Below are 17,915 nucleotides of genomic sequence, written 5' to 3'. Positions count from 1 at the left end.
CTCCAATTGTCGAGCCAATTACGCTATACCCATGGGTGACTCGCGGTCCCTCGACGTGGGCGGGCGCGAGGTTGTCGTGAGCAACCCCGACAAGGTGATCTTCCCTGAACCCGGCGTGACCAAGCTCGACCTGGTCAACTACTACCTGTCGGTCGCCGACGGCGCGCTGCGCGGCGTGGCACGGCGGCCCATGATCCTCAAGCGGTTCGTGAAAGGCATTGCGCAGGAAGCGGTCTTTCAGAAGCGGGCACCGGAGAAGCGGCCGGACTGGATCGACGTCGCGGAGCTGAAGTACGCCTCCGGCACCTCCGCCAAAGAAGCCGTCATCGACGAGGCCGCCGGGCTGGTCTGGGCGGTGAGCCTGGGCTGCATCGACTTCAACCCGCATCCGGTCCGGGCCGACGACTTGGAGCACCCGGACGAACTGCGTGTCGATCTGGACCCCATGCCGGGCGTCGAGTGGCCGCAGATTCTCGACGTCGCCATCGTGGTGCGCGACGTGCTCACCGACTACGGGCTCACGGCATGGCCCAAGACGTCGGGCTCGCGGGGTTTCCACATCTACGCCCGGATCGAGCGGAACTGGCCGTACAAGCAGGTGCGGTTGGCCGCCCAGACCGTGGCCCGCGAGGTGGAGCGACGGGCGCCCGAGCTGGCGACCAGCCGGTGGTGGAAAGAGGAACGCCAGGGCGTGTTCGTCGACTTCAACCAGAACGCGAAGGACCGCACGGTGGCATCGGCGTACTCGGTGCGGTCGCGGCCCGACGCCCGGGTCTCGACACCGCTGTTCTGGGATGAGGTCCCCACCTGCCGTCCCGAGGAATTCACCGTCGCGACGGTGCCCGACAGGTACGCGCAATTCGGCGACCCCTGGGGCGGGATGGACGACGCTGCCGGCGGCCTGGAGGGGTTGCTGGCGCTGGCCGAAGAACTCGGTCCGATGCCCAAGGCGGAGAAACCCGGGGGCGGCGCCTCGGCCGATGGACGGCGCGCGTCGCAGATGCCGCTCATCGAGGTTGCCCGCACCAAGACCCGCGATGAGGCGATGGCCGCACTCGAGGAATGGCGGTCGAAGCACCCAGAAGCGGCATCTGCCCTGGAAGCCATCGATGTTCTGGTCGACGGCATGCGTGGACCAAGCTCCATCTGGTACCGCATCAGGATCAATCTGCAGCACGTCCCCGCGGAATTGCGGCCGTCGCAGGAGCCGCTGATCGCGGACTACTCGCCGTGGGTGGGTTATCAGGGCAACCAGTGGCGCCGTCCGTGAGCGTTACCCCGCCGAGACCATGTTTGCTAGCTGCAGCTATCACACTTCTTAGCGATGATTTAGGACTTACTCCCCGGTACCTTAACTTGGCCACATAGCTTCGAACTCGAGCCGAAGAAACGACACAGCTGTCGGGCGTTCGGCAACATCGAAGGGAGGCATCACATGGCCATGGTCACCAGCGACTCGGCATCGACAGCCGCTTTCCGCTATGGCAATCCGGCCGTCGCCTGCGGCGACGCCGAGGTGCGCGCCCAGTGCCGCCAACTGGCGACGGTACTCACCGTCACCGGAGTCATCGACGAAACCGATGTGGACCTGGTTGCAGCGCAGGCACGGCGCTGCGTCCTCCCGGAAAAGCCGTTCATCCTGGACCTGAGCGGGGTCACCTCGTTCGCGGTGTCCTGCGTCGAACTGCTCGACAAGGTCAACGACAGCTGCATCGCTGCAGGTAATGAGTGGTCCCTCATTGCATCCCAGCCGGTTTCGACCGCTCTGCTGGCCTGCGGCGCAGAGTCCGCCTTCCCGACCGCAACCTCCGTCTCCGAAGCGCTGCACCATTTCTCGGACAGCATGTACGAGCGCCGTCGGTTGCTGCCGTTCCTCACCAAGAAGTCCGCGTAAGACAGGAACTGAACATGTTGATCGATCTCCGCTGGCTGAGTGCCCTGCTTCACCACCGTCGCAAGTCGCACCTCGCTACGCCGGCTTTCTGACACCTTTCGACCTCCAACACGGTGCCGACACCATCTGGTGTCGGCACCGTGTTTTGTCTGACGACCTCGCCGCAGCTCAGCCGAAGTCGATGCGCACGATCGCGCTGTCGTCCCAGACATTGCGGTTCCGCGCCCGCCGCCACTTCTCTCGCAGCGGCAGACCGGCGTGCACCTGCGTCACGCCCGGAATCCTGATCAGCGGCACCACATTCCACTGCCATCCGTAGCGCCGGTGCAGCACGCGGTTCGCATCGGCTGCGGCCGCATCGTCGAGCACCGTCGCCGTGCCCGCGAATACGGTGGCCCCGCTCAGCTTTCGGCCGCGGTAATCGCATGCAGTCAGTTCGACGCGGGCATGCGCCCGCAGGCGCGCTGTTTTCGGTCCACGCTTGGTGCGGAAGATGATCGAGTTGTCCTCGACCGCGAACCAGATCGGGGTGTCGACCGGCTCGCCGTTCTTCTTGTAGCTGCGCAGCAGGGCGTAACGGGTCCGGGTCAATTCACCAATGTCTGATCGCTGTGCGTTGGTAGCCATGCACACAGTCAACAACTTAGAGTTGGCTCCAAGTCAAGACCGAACCGGGAGTGCCATGGCCACGTTCACCATCGGCGAGGTGTCGGTGCGCGCCGACGTCGCCGCGACGACGCTGCGCTACTACGAGCAGATCGGTCTCATCCCGCCGCCGGCGCGCGTCGGTGGCCAACGCCGGTATGACGACGCCGTCATCGATCGGCTCAACGTCATCCGGGCGTGCAAGACCGCCGGGTTCTCCCTGGACGAGATTCAGCTGCTGTTCGCCGACGATGCCCCCGGTCGCCCCGCCAGTCGCGCGCTGGCCGAGACGAAACTCGCCGAGATCGACGCCAAGATCACCGAGCTACACCAGGCCCGCGCAATCGTCGAGTGGGGCATCCAGTGCACCTGCCCGTCGATCGACGCCTGTAGCTGCGGCATTCACCCCAGGTAAACCAGGGCCAGATCTTCGAAGCCTGTTCATCGGCTGGCAGTTCGCTGCGAGTCCATGGGCCGGGGCCCGCTGAGCCCTACGCTTCCGTGGTGACGACGCCGCCCAAACCACCACCCCTACCCGAGTCGGTGGGCTATACGTTCAAGCGATTCTTCCTGGGAAGGCCGCTCGTCAACGAGCAACTCCACGAGGAAAAGCTGTCCAACGGAGTAGCACTCGGCGTGCTCTCGCCGGACGCCATCTCGTCGAGCGCGTACGGCACCGAGGAGATCCTGATCGGCCTGCTGCCGTACGCCGGCCTGGCCGCCTTCACGCTGCTGCTCCCGATCACCGGCGTCATCCTGCTCATCCTGATCCTGGTCGCCGCCTCGTACCGGCAGGTCGTGATGGCGTACACCCGCGCCGGCGGCTCATACGTGGTGGCACGCGAGAACTTCGGACCACGCATCGCCCAGATCGCCGCTGCCGCACTGCTGATCGACTACGTGGTCACCGTCGCAGTACAGGCCGCGGCCGGCACCGTCGCGGTGGCCTCCGCAATCCCCGTGCTGGGGCCGTTCAGCCTGGAGATCACCGTCGGCATCGTGGTGTTGATCGCCTACGCCAACCTGCGCGGCCTCCGCGAAGCCGGTCGACCGTTCGCCGTACCGACCTATTTCTTCATCGCCATGCTCAGCCTCATGATCGTGGTCGGCATCGTCCGCGAAATCGTCGGCGATCTACCGGTTTACGACGTTTCCCACATGTCCGGCCTGGTGCCTATCGAACACGCCGACGGCCTCATCATGGGCGCCAGCATCCTCGTGATCTTGCGTGCGTTCGCCAATGGTGGATCATCACTGACCGGCGTCGAGGCCATCTCCAACACCGTCAGTGTTTTCAGAAAGCCGCAGGGTCCCAACGCCCGGCTGGTCCTGACCGTCATGGCCAGCATCCTCGGTTTCCTGGTCGCCGGAGTGTCGTACCTGGCCTATGAAACCCATGCTGCGCCATACGAAGCGGGCTATCCGTCCGTACTGTCCGAGATCGCTCGCGCGGTGTTCGGCACCGGGTGGATCGGGCACGTCTTGTACAACCTGGTGCAGATTTCCACCGCGCTCATCCTCTACACGGGCGCGAACACCAGCTTCAACGGCTTCCCGACACTCGCGAGTTTCGTTGCGGAAGACCGCTTCTTGCCCCGGCAGCTGACCAAGCGGGGGCACCGACTGGTGTTCTCGAACGGCATCATCGTGCTGACGGTGCTCTCGGTCGCATTGCTGGTATTCACCGGCGGGTCGGTCAACGCACTCGTGCCCTTCTACGCCATCGGCGTGTTCACCGGGTTCGCGATGGCGGGCTACGGCATGTCGAAACACCACCTCACGCACCGGGATCTGGGGTGGCGCGGCCGGGTTGCGATCAACCTCTCGGCCGCCGTTCTGTCGACCATCGTCGTCGGCATCTTCGCCGTGGCCAAATTCACCGAGGGGGCCTGGCTCGTCGTCGTCGTGTTCCCGCTCCTGGTCGGTCTGCTGATGCGGCTCAACCGCGAATACCGCGCCGAGGCAGCAATTCTCGAGCATTTCCGGACCAACCGGCCCGACACGGTACGGTTCGCCCGGCACCGGGTACTGGTCATGGTCAACGGTGTCGACCTCGCCGTACTGGAGGCGCTGCGATACGGCCGCGGGTTGCGCGCCGACACCCTCACGGCCGTGCATTTCATGGTCGACCCGCAGCACGCCAAGCTGCTGCAGAAGAAGTGGGAATACTACGAAATGGAGACCCCGCTGCGGGTCGTGGACTGCCCGGACCGCCGATTCGACCGTGCCGCACAGGAACTCGTCACCACCACGCTGGCCGAATACTCGAACACCAACGTCACCGTGTTGCTGCCCCGCCGCAGTTACGCACCGCTACTGGGACGGCTGCTTCATGACCGCACCGCCGACAAGATCTCCCGGGCCGTCAGCCGGATACCCGACGCCGCAGCGACCATCGTCCCGTACGACGTGCAGTCACGGATTCGGGAGGCTTTCCCCGACATGTTCGAAGAGCGCATCACGCGCAGCGCCGAGCGAGTGCGCACCCGCATCACCAAGGGCGACGAAGAGCGGATCGAGGAATACGAGCATCCGTCACCAACGCAGGCAACGGTTCCCGTCGACGGCCTCATCGCCGGCCTCCGCTCCGTCGTCGAAGGCCGGGTCTGCGAGGTCGATGAGGTCAGCGACAACGGGAGGCCCAGTCTGGCGGTCCTGGTCGGCGACGACAGCGGAACGCTGAAAGTGGTGTTCGGCTCGGGACACGGCCGCGACATCACGCCGGGCCAGTTGATCCGCGTCGCCGGCAAGCCGAAGCAGAGCGGAAATCGGCCCATCTATATGGCCGACCCCGGATACGAGATCCTCGAAGCACCCCGCGGCGACTGAGCAGGAGCGGGCGGGGTCAGTGCCCGCTTGACCGGGAGCCACCGACCTCCGCGGGCAACGGCGGCGGTAGCGGTGTCGTCGGCACGGGCGTGGGGGCACCGGTGACGGGCGTGGGTGGCGTGCCGGCCGGCGCCGGTGTGGCAACCGGCGCAGGCGTGGCAGCCGCAGTTCCGGTCAGCGGGCCGCCGCCGCGGAAGAAGGTCATGGGCTCGGATCTGATGGACTGCGAGCCTGCACTGATATCAAGCGACTTCGCGTTCATAACGTAGGTGATGCCGTCGCTCGTTGCGGTGTAGCCGCCTCGGCCGTCCGTCGTGGCGGCGACGATCAGCTTCGCGCCGTCACTGATGCGGACGCCACGGTATTGCAGCTGACCGCCGGCGCTCTTGCAGATGGCGACCCGGGAGGAGGTGGTACTCCCGAACGCCACCGCGGTGTCGCCGGTCGGACACCGTGCTGTCGAGTCGACGAATCCCTGGCTGTCGGTGGCAGGATCGGCCGACGCTGCCGGAACCCCCGTCGTCAGCGCCAGCGCCACACTCGCCAGGGCGGCGGCCGCCAGCCCCGCAGCACGGAATGCGAAGTCGGACATCGTCACCACCAGATCACACCACAGCCGGTTCGGCGAGTGCACACACCGCATCTTTGGCAAATTGTCGGCACTTCACCGCCCGACGCAGGCGAGCGCCGACAGCCGGGCAATCCACCCCGGCCGTCGACCGGACGGTGAATTCTTGGAAAACTTCAGCTTGATTTATTTACCTAGCTAGGCAAATTGTGCACATATGGGCAGGTCAGACAGTCAGCGCGAGATTTTGCCCAGCTAGAGGGGAGTGCCGGTATCGGCTACTTTCAGACCGCCAAAGTCCGATCTGTACCAGAAACACCGGGGACCATCATGCAAACTGTCGCTCGCCCAAGAGTTTTGCCAGTTCTTCAGTCGTCGCTCGTAGCCGGGATGTCCGCGGTGGTCGTCGCAACTGCGTCCGGCGCCGCCACTCCCTACGTGGCACCGTCTGCCCATCAGGCTGCGGTCCACACGGCGGCCGCCGTGTCGACGTACGCCGAGAAGTACTACCTGACGGCCAGCCCGCTCGACCTGCTGACGCTGCCGTTCCAGGAGTTCACCGCCTTGTACACGCAGGCCGCGGCGCTCATCAGCAACATCGTCACCCCAATCAACACGGCCTTCGCTACCGCGCTCGCGCCCGTCACCGCCGCCTGGGTCGCTGCCTTCTCCTCACCCAACGCCCTCATCACCGCGGTCAACACCGCTGCGAAAGCGGCGCTCGCTCCCGCGACCGCCCTGTGGACCGCGGTATTTGCGGGACCCGCCACGCTCATCAACGGCCTCAACAAGATCTTCGCCGGCATCTGGACGGGCGCGACCTCCCTGACCACAGTCCCGCAGACGATCGTGACCCTCGTCACGACCGCGCTCCAGCAGGTCATCGCGGCACCGGTGGCCATCGTCAATTCGATCGCCGGAGCTTTGGGCGCGCTCGCTGCAGTCCCGGCTGCCGCCACCCCGTTGGCCGCGGTGACACCGCTGGCCGCCGTGACAGCAGCTCCGAAGGCCCTGTCCGCGACGGCGCCCACCACGCCGACGACGTCTTCGGTCGAGACCCCGTCGCTCACGGCGAAGCCGGTTGCCGCTGCCGAGACGAGCACCCCGAGCACTTCGGCCGGCGCAGGTACGACGGATACGACGTCGCCGGCATCGAGCACGCCGGACAAGACGGCGGCGAGCACCGCTGCCACCACGGACAGCGCGACCGACACCAAGGGCACCACCAAGGCCACCGGGACCGACACCAAGTCCACCGACAAGGCCACCGGGACCGACACCAAGTCCACTGACAAGACCAGCGGCACCGACACCAAGGGCACCGACAAGTCGACCAGCACCGACAAGTCGGGCACCAAGTCCGACACCAAGTCGAGCACCGACAGCAGCACGAAGACCGACTCGGTCAAGTCCACGAAGACCGACTCGCAGGGCGGCAAGCACAGCGCCCCCGCGGGCACCGCGCCCAGCATTTCCGCCTCTTCGACCGGCGGCAAGCACCGCGCTCCCGAAGGCAGCGGCAGCAGCAGCAGCAGCAGCAGCTCGCACGCATCGAGCACGAGCAGCGGCGGCAGCCACGAGGGCTGACAAGTAGCGCAAAAACACTGAGGGCGGTGGCTTCGAAAAGCCACCGCCCTCAGTGCATTCCCGCCCACGTTGAGTGAGCAGGAGCCAGACCTCAGTAACCAGGAATTGCCGGCACGACCGGGGACGATGCCAGCTGCAAAGGCGCCGACGGCGCAGCAAGTCCCGGCGTCGGCGTCAGCGGCGCGGTGGCCGCCCCGAGCACACCCGGAACCGGAGCCGTCGCGGCTCCCAACGTGCCCGGCAACGGTGCCGTCACCGCGCCCAAGGTGCCGGGCACCGGTGCCGTGGCCGCGCCCAGGACGCTCGACACGGGAGTCGTAGCCGCGCCCAACGTGCCGGGCACCGCGCCCAACGTGCCCGGCACCGCGGCGGTGGCGCCCGAGAGGTCCGGCAGCCCAACAGACGGCATGGACGGCAGCCCTGGCGGCGTCACAGGCAGGCCGCCGTTCATCAGTGCCGGGATGTTCCCGTTGGCCAGCGCCGTCATGAACGCGGGGCACTGAGTCTGGATCGCGACCTGCGTGGCGAACCCGGCGAGCGGCGGCGCGATGCCGCCGTTGCCGCTCATCTGGGTTGCCGTGCTGGCCATCTGGCTGCCCGGCTGCACCAGTAGCGGGCAGATCGAGGTACCCACCTCGGCAATCGCGTTGCTGACGGGCCCGTTGTTGCCGATGCCGACATCGTTGAGCGCGTCGTGGACGACGTCCGCATGGGCGCGCGGACCCCACATGAGGGCGGCGGCGACGATCGCCCCCGCCACCACGACGGGTCGCAACACCGCGGCAGATGTCGCGATGACATCCACGGAGCCGACCTGTGTCCTTCCGGTCTTCGGCCGGCCCGGTCGGGCAGCCACCGGTCGTCTGCGGTACGTCACTTCAGTCGTTGCGGTCATCAGCACGCTCCCTGTTCCTGAGTGCTCGGCGCCACACTGGGCACTGATTTCACTTCGGTAACGGTGAGCTACAAATGTCACAAATACAACACGGACCGATAACCGTTCGAACCCTATGCGTTTCGCTACGTTGATCTCTGAGACCGGACTGAAATTCTGTCTCGTTTTCTTACAGACGCCTCAACTCAATAACCCCAGTAGTCACAATTGTCCCATTAGCACCTTTGGACACAAATTGAAAGCAGCGTCAATACCGGGTGTGTAGAGGTTGCCGGATCGCCGGTTCACCTACAGCTGCACACCAGTTTCGACTTGTACGCTTACGCCACCATTTCGCCTGCGCACTCGGCTGATCCGGCGCAGCACCACCCAGGGAGACCCGATGCACGACAGGCGTGCCACCACGGGAGGGCCGCGTTCCGCATGCGGTTCCTAGTCGCCCTGGTATCGACGTTCGCGCTGGCCCTGACCGGCGTCGGCTGGTGGATTGCGCACGGCGTCATCAGCGGCTTCACCATTTCGCACGCTCTCGGCATCGACCTGCCCGGAACCGGAAACGTCAACGGCTCCATGAACATCCTGCTGATCGGACTGGATTCCCGCCGCGATCAAGACGGCAACGAGCTGCCGCAGGAACTGCTGGACCAGCTGCACGCCGGCGACTCCGACAGCGGTGGTTACAACACCAACACCCTGATCCTCGTGCACGTCACCCCCGACAACCACGTGGTCGCCTTCTCGATCCCCCGCGACGACTACGTGCCCGTCGACGACATCTCCGGCTACAGCCACATCAAGATCAAAGAGGCGTACGGCCTCAAGAAGGCCGAGTTCGCTCAGAAACTGAACGACCAGGGCGTCACCGACCAGCACGAGCTCGAGTCGCAAGGCCGCGAGGCCGGCCGCAGTGCCACCATTGCCGCCGTGCGTGACCTCACCGGCGTGAAGGTCAACTATTTCGCGGAGGTCAGCCTCGCCGGCTTCTACGACCTGACCTCGGCGCTGGGCGGCGTCGATGTCTGCCTGAACAACGCCGTCCAGGACGACGAGTACTCGGGCGCCGACTTTCCGGCCGGCAAGCAGACCCTGAATCCGTCCCAGGCGCTGGCGTTCGTCCGCCAGCGGCACAACCTCGACAACGGCGACCTCGACCGGACCCACCGGCAGCAGGCGTTCCTCGCATCGGTCATGCATAAGCTGCAGAGCGGCGGCGTGTTCGGCGACATCAGCAAGTTCTCGAACCTGATGTCGGTGGCCCGCAAGGACATCGTGCTGTCCAGCGGCTGGACCAACGACGTGTTCCGGCGCCTCGGCTCCATCTCCGGTTCCAACATCGAGTTCCAGACCCTGCCGGTGCTGCGCTACGACAACGTCAACGGCCAGTCCGTGAACATCGTCGATTCCGCCGCCATCCGGTCCACCGTGTCTGCCGCCTTCTCTGACGACAAGGCCGCCTCGACCACACCCGCGGCGCCCACCAGCACCGTCGACGTGATCAACGGCGGCGACATGACGGGCCTGGCGGCCATGGTTGCGGCGGCGCTGTCCTCACACGGCTTCTCCACCGGCGACGTCCGCAGCGCGCAGGCCGGAGAGCCCACCTCGACCCAGATCGACTACGGACCGGGCGCAGAAGCCGACGCCAAACAGTTGGCCAGCCAATTGGCCATCACCGCCGCGCCGCGATCGAGCGACCAGGAGGCCCCCGGCCGAATCAGGGTCATTCTGGGCAACGACTACGACCCACCGAGTGCGATTTCCGACGTCTCGGCCACGAACGCGGCGGTGACCAAATCGTCGTCCGACGAAGCCGCGCCCGATCAGGGAAAGCCGCTCAGCGGCGACGGGGTACCGTGCGTCAATTGACGTTCGCGTAGAGCATTATTTGGTCCATAGCTAATGGTCAGATGGGTGTGACATACTGCACTTTGGCCAGAAAAGGGGAGGTGATCTCCGCGTGATGCCCCACGCGCGGCTGTTCGCCGCCTCAAGCCTCCTCGCAGCCGGCTTGCTGGCGTTGGGCCCCGAAGCCGTCGTGGCATTGGCCGACACCGGCAGTGGCAGCTCCGCAGGTGGTACCTCAGGCACCTCGGCCACAGGCACGTCCGGCGGTAGCACCACGACGGGCACCGGAACCTCGACCACGGGCGGCAGCACCTCCACGGGGCCGTCGACCACGGGTTCAACGACCCCCGGCACGACCTCGACCACCGGCTCCCCCACGGGCGGAGCCTCCTCGTGGAGTGCGCCAAACCTGTTGGGCGGCATAGGCGGCATGGCCGGCCAGTTCACCCGCATCATCCAGCACCCCACTGACGTGCTGAACAACATGCCAGTGATCGGCGGCGTCGCACCCGGCACCAAGCCCAGTTCCACCAAGAACGCACCGGCGGTCGCGCCCGGCACCTCGTCGACCACGGGTTCTTCGGCACCAGCCCAGGTGAGCTTGTCGGCGCAGCCCCCGGCCGGCCCGGCCCCGAGTTCGCAGAGCACCACCACGAACAGCAACGTCGCGGCCACTCCCCAGTCCCCGCTGGCGCAGCTCCCGCTGGCCGCCGCCCAGATTCCGCTGACGGCGCTCGACCTGGTCAAGACCACCATCCCCACCGTCGTCGATGCGGTGCCGATTCCCGGTCTCGCGGCGCTGCCGGCGTTCGCCGATGCCCTGATCAACCCGATCGAGAGCACCGTCCGCGAATTGGCTTCGGCCGCCTCGGGTCTGCCGTTCCTGCAGTACGTCCCGGGCATGCCCATCGCGCAGGTGCCGCTCGACAACCGCGGCATCCCTCGCGATGCGCCCCCGGTCCCGAAAACCTTTGCAGCAGCTACTGATTCGGTGCCGCGTGACGTCTCGCCGGGCGCTCCCGGCGATCCCGCCAATCCCGTCCCGCCGATCCAGCCCCGGGACACCTTCGCGGCCGAAAACCACATTGTCGCCTCGAAGGATTTCCGGCCGGGCTATCCGGATTACCTGCGGGCCGCCGGCCTCAGCGAGGTTGCCGCCGTCGCGGTCCCCGGGTTCGCCGGCATCATCACCCTGACCGCCGCCGGCGGGTTGGTCGGATACCGGCAGGCCCGCGCCACCGCATCGGCGCCCGCCCGCGCTGCTCGCTTCGTGAACTGACCCGGAATAAGCCGCCCGCCGATCTCGTTGGGAGCGACGTGACCGAACATGAACTGAGCCCCACCGACTGGGTGCGCAAGCAGACCGAACAGATTCTGGCGCAGGGCACCACCGATGGCGTGACCATCCTTGATCGGCCGGTGGTCTTGTTCACCACCACGGGAGCCAAGTCCGGCAAAAAGCGTCTGGTGCCGTTGATGCGGGTCGAGCACGACGGCCGTTACGCGTTGGTGGCGTCCAAAGGTGGCGCTCCCGAACACCCGTCGTGGTACCACAACGTCAAGGTCAACCCCCAGATCACGGCGCAGGACGGCGACAAGGTCGTGGAGCTGACAACGCGTGAGCTCGAGGGCGACGAACGACAGGAGTGGTGGGACCGGGCCGTCGAGGCCTACCCGCCGTATGCCGAATATCAGACCAAGACCGACCGACTGATCCCGGTCTTCATCGCCGAATAGCGTCCTGCTCTTCCACAGTAAGCAGCCGACGCGCCGCATGTAACAAGATGCGGTGGAGCTCGTCGTCAGGGATGTCCTGCAGTTCGGGGTCCATCGCGCTGCCGTAGATGCCCGAGATGACCAGTGACATGGTCACTCGGGTCTCGGTGTCTGCGCCGTCCATTCCCAGCACTGCCCGCAATCGCCGGTTGATGGCGCTGCACTCCTCGTGGGAGTTGACCAAGGTGTCGATGGCCGGGTCGCGATAGAAGACGGCCGTCACGCGCCGATGCCGCACCGCCAGTTCGACGAACCCGGCGATCGCGGTCGCCTTGCGGGCCGGCCCTCCCTGTTCGGCGTCGATCTCCGTGGCCAGCTGGTCGAGGTCGGCGAACACCGGCCGGATGACAGCCAGGACGATGTCGTCTTTTGAGTGAAACTGGTAGTACACGGAGGCCTTGCTGACCCCGAGGTGATCGGCGATCATCTGCAGCGATGTGCCGTTCACGCCGTGCTCCGCAAACAACGCCAGGGCAGCTTCGATCACCCGAGCACGCGCTGATCCGCGCGGCCCCACCGATTTGGCCAATCCCCGCTCCCTGTTCACCGCCGACCGGGGTCGGTCGCCGTGTTGTCGCGGTCACCGCTCTCACGGCGACGTCACGTGCGTCACACGGGATGCCCCGATGTGTGCACCGACCTGCAGCAATTGAATCGCTTAACTTGTCTAAGTTTACCTTGGTGGATACGCTGAGTCTGCCGATCGGCAGATTGAAATCTGACACAGGTGGCGGCGTCGCACAAACGCTGCCCTGCGCACCAGGTCACGGAATCCGCCGAGGCATGTCGAGCAATCGAGGAACGGGGACGTCAGTATGACCACGGAGATCGCCGGATGATCGGCACCGCGCTCAAGAAGGCGTGGATCCCGCTGCTCATCCTCGCCGTCGCCCTCGTCGCCGGCTTCACCGTCCACCGCGTACGCGGCTACTTCGGCCAGAACCCCGTCATCGTCACCCCACGCAACTTCGCCGACGACGCCAAACCGTTCAAGCCCAAGGTCGTCACCTACGAGATCACCGGCGACGGCACCTACGCCGACATCAACTACCTCGACCTGGACGCCAAACCGCAGCGCGTCGACCACGCCAAGCTGCCCTGGAAACTCGTCCTGTCCACCACCGCACCGGCAGCGTCGCCGAACATCGTCGCCCAGGGCGACGGTGACTCCATCACCTGCACCGTCCACGTCGACGACGAACTCAAAGACACCCGCACCTCCACGGGCGTCCACGCCCAGACCTTCTGCCTGGTGAAATCCGCATGAGCAACCACAGCCTCGATACCCCGACCGATTCGTTCCCGAAGGCCGAGACCCCTCATCGGCCCCTGATCCCCCGACTCATCCGCACCCTCGCGGTCCCGGTGATCCTCGCCTGGGTCGGCATCGTCGTCTTGGTCAGCACGATCGTCCCGGGGCTCGACGAGGTCGGCAAGATGCGCTCGGTGTCGATGTCGCCGCACGACGCGCCGTCGATGATCGCGATGAAGCAGGTCGGCTCCGACTTCAAGGAATTCGACTCCGACAGTTCGGCCATGGTGGTGCTGGAGGGCCAGCAGCCGCTGGACGCCGCCGCGCACGCCTACTACGACCAGATCGTCGCCAAACTCCGGGCCGACACCGCGCACGTCGAGCACGTCCAGGACTTCTGGAGCGACCCGCTCACGGCGTCCGGATCCCAGAGCGCAGATGGCAAGTCCGCCTACGTGCAGGTCTACCTGCGCGGCAACCAGGGCGAATCGCTGGCCAACGAATCCGTCGAAACCGTCGACAAGATCCTCAAGAGCGTGCCCGCTCCGCCGGGCGTGAAGAGCTATGTCACCGGCGCGGCCGCCCAGGCCTCGGACATGAACGTGGCCGGCGATCGCAGCCTCAAGGTCATGGAGGCCGTCTCATTCGCGGTCATCATCGTGATGCTGCTGCTGGTCTACCGCTCGATCATCACGGTGCTGATCGAGCTGTTGATCGTCATGGTGCTGGTGGGCGCCGCTCGCGGCCTGGTGGCCGTGCTCGGCTTCTACCACGTCATCGGGCTGTCGACCTTCGCCACGAACCTCTTGCCCATGCTGGCCATCGCGGCAGCCACGGACTACGCCATCTTCCTGATCGGTCGGTACCAGGAAGCGCGCACTGCCGGGATGTCCAAAGAGGACGCCTACTACGACATGTATCACGGCACCGCGCACGTCATCCTGGGCTCAGGTCTGACGATCGCCGGTGCGACGTACTGCCTGCACTTCACCCGCCTGCCGTACTTCCAGACGCTGGGCATCCCGCTGGCCATCGGCATGATCACGGTCGTATTCGCGGCGCTGTCGCTCGGCCCGGCCCTCATCACCGTGGTCACCAAGTTCGGTAAGACGCTGGAGCCCAAGCGCGAGATGCGGGTCCGGGGCTGGCGCAAGATCGGCGCCGCGATCACCCGCTGGCCGGGCCCGATCCTGGTCGCCACGATCGCCGTCGCGCTGGTCGGCTTGATCGCCATCCCGGGCTACAAGACAAGTTACGACGATCGTCAGTACATGCCCACCGATCTCACGTCCAACGAGGGCTACGCGGCCGCGACCCGGCACTTCTCCCCCGCCCGCATGAACCCCGACCTGCTGCTCGTGCAGAGTGACCACGACCTGCGGAACCCGTCGGATTTCCTCGTGATCAACAAGATCGCGAAAGCCGTTGTGGCCGTTCCTGGTATCGCACAGGTACAGGCCATCACCCGGCCCGAGGGCACTCCCATCCAGCACTCGACCATCCCGTTCCAGCTCGGTATGCAGAGCACCACGCAGGTGATGAACCAGAAGTACCAGCAGGACATGATGGGCGATATGCAGAAGCAGATCGGTGACATCCAGGTCAGCATCGACACCATGACCAAGATGCAGGCCATCACGGTTCAGATGTCGACCGTCATGGACAGCATGGTCGGCAAGATGCACGGCATGTTGGGCGACATCGAAGATCTGCGCAACCACATCTCTGATTTCGACGACTTCTTCCGGCCGATCCGCAACTACCTGTACTGGGAACCGCACTGCTACGACATCCCGGTCTGTTGGTCCATGCGCTCGGTGTTCGACACCCTCGACGGCATCGACACGATGACCGACGACTTCGAAACGATCGTCCCGGACATGGACAAGATGTCCGCACTGACGAAGCAGATGGTCACGGTCATGCCTCCGCAGATCGAGACCATGAAGAACATGAAGAAGTACATGCAGATGATGTACGCCACCCAGAAGGGGCAGCTGGATCAGCAGGCCGAGGGCCAGAAGAACTCCAGTGCCATGGGTGAGGCCTTCGACAAGTCCAAGAACGACGACTCGTTCTACCTGCCGCCCGAGGCATTCGACAGCGCCGACTTCAAGCGCGGTATGAAGAACTTCATCTCACCAGACGGTAAGTCCGTGCGGTTCATCGTGCAGCACGAGGGTAATCCGCTTACCCCCGAAGGCATTTCGAATATCGACGCCATCAAGCAGGCCGCCAAGGAAGCGATCAAGGGCACCCCGCTGGAGGGCTCCAAGATCTACCTCGCCGGTAGCGCCGCGACCTTCCGCGACATGGCCGAGGGCTCCGACTACGACCTCATGATCGCCGGAATCTCTGCTCTCGCACTGATTTTCGTCATCATGCTGATCATCACCCGAGCAGTGGTGGCCGCCACGGTGATCGTGGCGACTGTAGCCATCTCATTGGCCGCGTCGCTGGGTATGTCGATACTCATCTGGCAGTACCTGATCGGTCTGCCGCTGCACTGGATGGTGATTCCGATGTCGGTGATCATCCTGTTGGCCGTCGGCGCGGACTACAACCTGCTTCTGGTCGCCCGGTTCAAGGAAGAGATCCATGCCGGCCTGCACACTGGCATCATCCGCGCCATGGGCAGCACGGGTTCGGTGGTCACCAATGCCGGCCTGGTTTTCGCCTTCACCATGTCGTCGATGATCATCAGCGAGCTGCGCATCATCGGCCAGGTCGGAACAACCATCGGCCTGGGTCTGCTGTTCGACACCCTGGTCGTCCGGTCGTTCATGATGCCGTCGATCGCGGCCCTCATGGGCAAGTGGTTCTGGTGGCCGCAGATCGTGCGCCAGCGCCCGGTCCCGTCGCCCTGGCCGGCCGCCAAGAAGGTCGACGCGACCGTCTGACCCGTCATACCCGAAGCGCCGCGCTGAGACCGCCGTCTCGGCGCGGCGCTTTCGTATGCGCGTTGACCGTGTGTCGGCGCAGACGGCTGCTCGAACTTTTCCTGCGTCAGCGCAATCTCGACTGCTGCAAGGAATTCGGCCAGTCGTGTGCCCAGCGCGCCAGACCCGCCCGATGCGTAGCGCGATACGTCGTTTCAATCACGAAGCACCGGCAGTCACCCGATTGAAGACAGGTACCTTCCCTGGACGCCAGAGGTCCCTGGCTTCAATCACCGGCGGCAGATTGCCAGCACGATTGAACTCACGCACTCTGCCGGCATCAGGAAGTCTGACCGCACAATCGCGCGGGCCTTTGACTAGTCGTGAGACCCGTGTCCGCGTACCCGGACGCCTCTCGCGCAAAATGCCCGCCTCCATGCGACGGGGTTGTCGCACAAAGGCGGGCACTAGCGTGTGTCCAGGTTGGAGTGGCGGGGCCGTCCGGCCGGCTACCGCTAGCAGCGAGCGCCGAACTTCGGCACCGGCGCGAGCGGGCTATTGACTCAGGCGCCGAAGCCGCGGCCAGCGGACCACGCGAACACCGCGTAGGCCGCCGAAGACGACATCTTGTGAATCTCGGCTTCCGTGCCGCCGAGCTCACGGATGCGGTCGGCGAAAGTCGACTCGATGATGCCCGAACACGTCGACAACACATCGATCAACGATGCGCCCGCCGGCGCCGACTCGAACTGGTTCGGCAAATGCGCTACTGCTCCCACGACCACTCCTGACTTCAAACTGATTACTTCAGTTATCTAATTTTATCGGCTAAGTACCGGTCGTGACGAGGACTTTTGCTGGTGACTTTCACCAGCATACCAAAGGTATTGTGGTGTACATCACAGCGACACGTACCGACACGCAAACTTGATCGCACCGTTATCACCACTGGTCCCACGGCACACTCCAGTCGCCGTTCTGCCACAGCTGCAAGGGCTTGCCGCCGGTGTTCCGCACCTCGACCACGTCGCCCGGCACGGAGAAGTTGTAGAACCACTGCGCGTTGGCGCCGTTCAGGTTCAGACAACCGTGACTGGTGTCGGTGTTGCCCTGGGCCCACACCGTCGCATCGAGCTGGTGCAGGTACACCCCGTCGGTGCTCACGCGCACCGCGTACGGAATGGTCTCCTTGTACCCGAGGTGGCTGTTGATCGGGAGGCCGTAGGTCGATGAGTCCATGACCACCGGGTTGCTCTTGTCCAGCACGGTGTACACGCCGGGTTGGGTCCAGAAGCTCAGCGTCTTGCCGTTCACGGTTTCGGTGCCGCCGCGCCCCATCGAGGTCGGCATGGTCCGCACCAGCGCGCCGCCGTCGTACACGCTGACCTTCTTGGTCGCGTCGTCGGCGATCGATACATGTGAGGCGCCGATGGTGAATGTCGGCCCTCCGGCCACCGACACCACGGTGCCCGGCGCCCAGTACTGCGGCGGGCGCCAGTGCGCGGTGGTGTTGTTGACCCAGTTCCATGAGCCCGTGACCGGCGGGTTCGCCGTCACGACCAAGTCCCGCGCGGCGGCGGCCTCATCGACCGGGCCGGCGAAGTGCGCGACGATCACGGTGCCGATGCCGTAGGTGGCGCCGTCTCGAATCGGCGCTCCCGAGGTCATGGTGAAGGAGACCGGCGGCAGCCCCGGGGGTGGCGCATCGTCGTCTGCCGATGCCACCGCAGTGGGGACGAGAAGGA

Annotated in this window: 15 protein-coding genes and 1 pseudogene; 10 read left to right on the top strand and 6 right to left on the bottom strand. The window is 65.3% G+C overall.

The features are described 5' to 3' along the window. Positions 1-31: 31 nt before the first annotated feature. A complete protein-coding gene (gene ligD, locus ACX12F_RS01605) occupies positions 32-1,270 on the top strand; it encodes a non-homologous end-joining DNA ligase (RefSeq protein ID WP_459367976.1) in 1,239 nt (412 codons plus the stop codon). A 165-nt stretch (positions 1,271-1,435) separates the two neighbouring features. Then, the gene (locus ACX12F_RS01600) at positions 1,436-1,894 is read left to right on the top strand and encodes an STAS domain-containing protein (protein ID WP_029120852.1); all 459 of its coding nucleotides are present in this window, start codon (positions 1,436-1,438) and stop codon (positions 1,892-1,894) included. A 168-nt stretch (positions 1,895-2,062) separates the two neighbouring features. Here the strand turns inward: ACX12F_RS01600 and ACX12F_RS01595 are convergent, their stop codons facing one another. After that, positions 2,063-2,521: a PPOX class F420-dependent oxidoreductase gene (locus ACX12F_RS01595; RefSeq protein ID WP_459367975.1), complete on the bottom strand. Its 459-nt coding sequence runs from the start codon at positions 2,519-2,521 to the stop codon at positions 2,063-2,065. Positions 2,522-2,576: 55 nt separating this feature from the next. Between ACX12F_RS01595 and ACX12F_RS01590 the strand changes: the two genes are divergently transcribed. Further along, positions 2,577-2,954 carry a MerR family transcriptional regulator gene (locus ACX12F_RS01590; protein ID WP_459367974.1) on the top strand — a complete coding sequence of 126 codons (378 nt, stop codon included), beginning with the start codon at positions 2,577-2,579 and terminating at the stop codon, positions 2,952-2,954. A gap of 89 nt (positions 2,955-3,043) precedes the next feature. Beyond that, a complete protein-coding gene (locus ACX12F_RS01585) occupies positions 3,044-5,368 on the top strand; it encodes an amino acid permease (protein ID WP_459367973.1) in 2,325 nt (774 codons plus the stop codon). Between the two features lie 16 nt (positions 5,369-5,384). Here ACX12F_RS01585 and ACX12F_RS01580 read toward each other — a convergent pair whose 3' ends face one another. After that, the gene (locus ACX12F_RS01580; protein WP_459367972.1) at positions 5,385-6,002 is read right to left on the bottom strand and encodes a hypothetical protein; all 618 of its coding nucleotides are present in this window, start codon (positions 6,000-6,002) and stop codon (positions 5,385-5,387) included. A gap of 333 nt (positions 6,003-6,335) precedes the next feature. Here ACX12F_RS01580 and ACX12F_RS01575 point away from each other — a divergent pair, with 333 nt between their 5' ends. Further along, positions 6,336-7,523 (top strand): hypothetical protein, encoded by a 1,188-nt coding sequence (locus ACX12F_RS01575; protein ID WP_459367971.1) that lies wholly within the window; start codon positions 6,336-6,338, stop codon positions 7,521-7,523. A gap of 91 nt (positions 7,524-7,614) precedes the next feature. Here ACX12F_RS01575 and ACX12F_RS01570 read toward each other — a convergent pair whose 3' ends face one another. Then, positions 7,615-8,418 (bottom strand): hypothetical protein, encoded by an 804-nt coding sequence (locus ACX12F_RS01570; protein WP_459367970.1) that lies wholly within the window; start codon positions 8,416-8,418, stop codon positions 7,615-7,617. Positions 8,419-8,841: 423 nt separating this feature from the next. Between ACX12F_RS01570 and ACX12F_RS01565 the strand changes: the two genes are divergently transcribed. From ACX12F_RS01565 to ACX12F_RS01555, 3 genes are all read left to right on the top strand, one after another. Beyond that, positions 8,842-10,284 (top strand): LCP family protein, encoded by a 1,443-nt coding sequence (locus ACX12F_RS01565; RefSeq protein ID WP_459367969.1) that lies wholly within the window; start codon positions 8,842-8,844, stop codon positions 10,282-10,284. A 91-nt stretch (positions 10,285-10,375) separates the two neighbouring features. Then, positions 10,376-11,542 carry a hypothetical protein gene (locus ACX12F_RS01560; RefSeq protein ID WP_459367968.1) on the top strand — a complete coding sequence of 389 codons (1,167 nt, stop codon included), beginning with the start codon at positions 10,376-10,378 and terminating at the stop codon, positions 11,540-11,542. A 38-nt stretch (positions 11,543-11,580) separates the two neighbouring features. Further along, positions 11,581-12,000: a nitroreductase family deazaflavin-dependent oxidoreductase gene (locus ACX12F_RS01555; RefSeq protein WP_459367967.1), complete on the top strand. Its 420-nt coding sequence runs from the start codon at positions 11,581-11,583 to the stop codon at positions 11,998-12,000. On the opposite strand, the gene ACX12F_RS01550 is transcribed toward ACX12F_RS01555, so the two are convergent. Next, the gene (locus tag ACX12F_RS01550) at positions 11,987-12,568 is read right to left on the bottom strand and encodes a TetR/AcrR family transcriptional regulator (RefSeq protein ID WP_459367966.1); all 582 of its coding nucleotides are present in this window, start codon (positions 12,566-12,568) and stop codon (positions 11,987-11,989) included. The two genes, ACX12F_RS01555 and ACX12F_RS01550, sit on opposite strands and share 14 nt — an antisense overlap. 306 nt (positions 12,569-12,874) lie before the next feature. Here ACX12F_RS01550 and ACX12F_RS01545 point away from each other — a divergent pair, with 306 nt between their 5' ends. Beyond that, the gene (locus ACX12F_RS01545) at positions 12,875-13,306 is read left to right on the top strand and encodes an MmpS family transport accessory protein (protein ID WP_459367965.1); all 432 of its coding nucleotides are present in this window, start codon (positions 12,875-12,877) and stop codon (positions 13,304-13,306) included. Next, positions 13,303-16,191 carry an MMPL/RND family transporter gene (locus ACX12F_RS01540; protein WP_459367964.1) on the top strand — a complete coding sequence of 963 codons (2,889 nt, stop codon included), beginning with the start codon at positions 13,303-13,305 and terminating at the stop codon, positions 16,189-16,191. Before ACX12F_RS01545 ends, ACX12F_RS01540 begins: the two co-directional genes overlap by 4 nt. A gap of 542 nt (positions 16,192-16,733) precedes the next feature. Here the strand turns inward: ACX12F_RS01540 and ACX12F_RS01535 are convergent. Continuing rightward, positions 16,734-16,949, bottom strand: coding sequence for a hypothetical protein (locus tag ACX12F_RS01535; protein ID WP_459367963.1), 216 nt, complete (start codon positions 16,947-16,949; stop codon positions 16,734-16,736). Between the two features lie 163 nt (positions 16,950-17,112). Then, positions 17,113-17,868: pseudogene (locus tag ACX12F_RS01530) on the bottom strand (L,D-transpeptidase); the annotation flags it as partial. Positions 17,869-17,915 lie beyond the last annotated feature (47 nt).

The sequence above is a fragment of the Mycolicibacterium sp. HS_4_1 genome (assembly GCF_054515875.1).
The sequence above is the reverse complement of the archived record's forward strand: the minus strand, read 5'-3'. Positions and strand labels throughout refer to the sequence as shown.

Bases quoted from the DNA above. Each gene is read 5' to 3' on its own strand.
- ligD (WP_459367976.1), top strand. From the start codon at position 32: ATGGGTGACTCGCGGTCCCTCGACGTGGGCGGGCGCGAGGTTGTCGTG.
- ACX12F_RS01600 (WP_029120852.1), top strand. From the start codon at position 1,436: ATGGCCATGGTCACCAGCGACTCGGCATCGACAGCCGCTTTCCGCTAT.
- ACX12F_RS01595 (WP_459367975.1), bottom strand. From the start codon at position 2,521: ATGGCTACCAACGCACAGCGATCAGACATTGGTGAATTGACCCGGACC.
- ACX12F_RS01590 (WP_459367974.1), top strand. From the start codon at position 2,577: ATGGCCACGTTCACCATCGGCGAGGTGTCGGTGCGCGCCGACGTCGCC.
- ACX12F_RS01570 (WP_459367970.1), bottom strand. From the start codon at position 8,418: ATGACCGCAACGACTGAAGTGACGTACCGCAGACGACCGGTGGCTGCC.
- ACX12F_RS01565 (WP_459367969.1), top strand. From the start codon at position 8,842: ATGCGGTTCCTAGTCGCCCTGGTATCGACGTTCGCGCTGGCCCTGACC.
- ACX12F_RS01545 (WP_459367965.1), top strand. From the start codon at position 12,875: ATGATCGGCACCGCGCTCAAGAAGGCGTGGATCCCGCTGCTCATCCTC.
- ACX12F_RS01540 (WP_459367964.1), top strand. From the start codon at position 13,303: ATGAGCAACCACAGCCTCGATACCCCGACCGATTCGTTCCCGAAGGCC.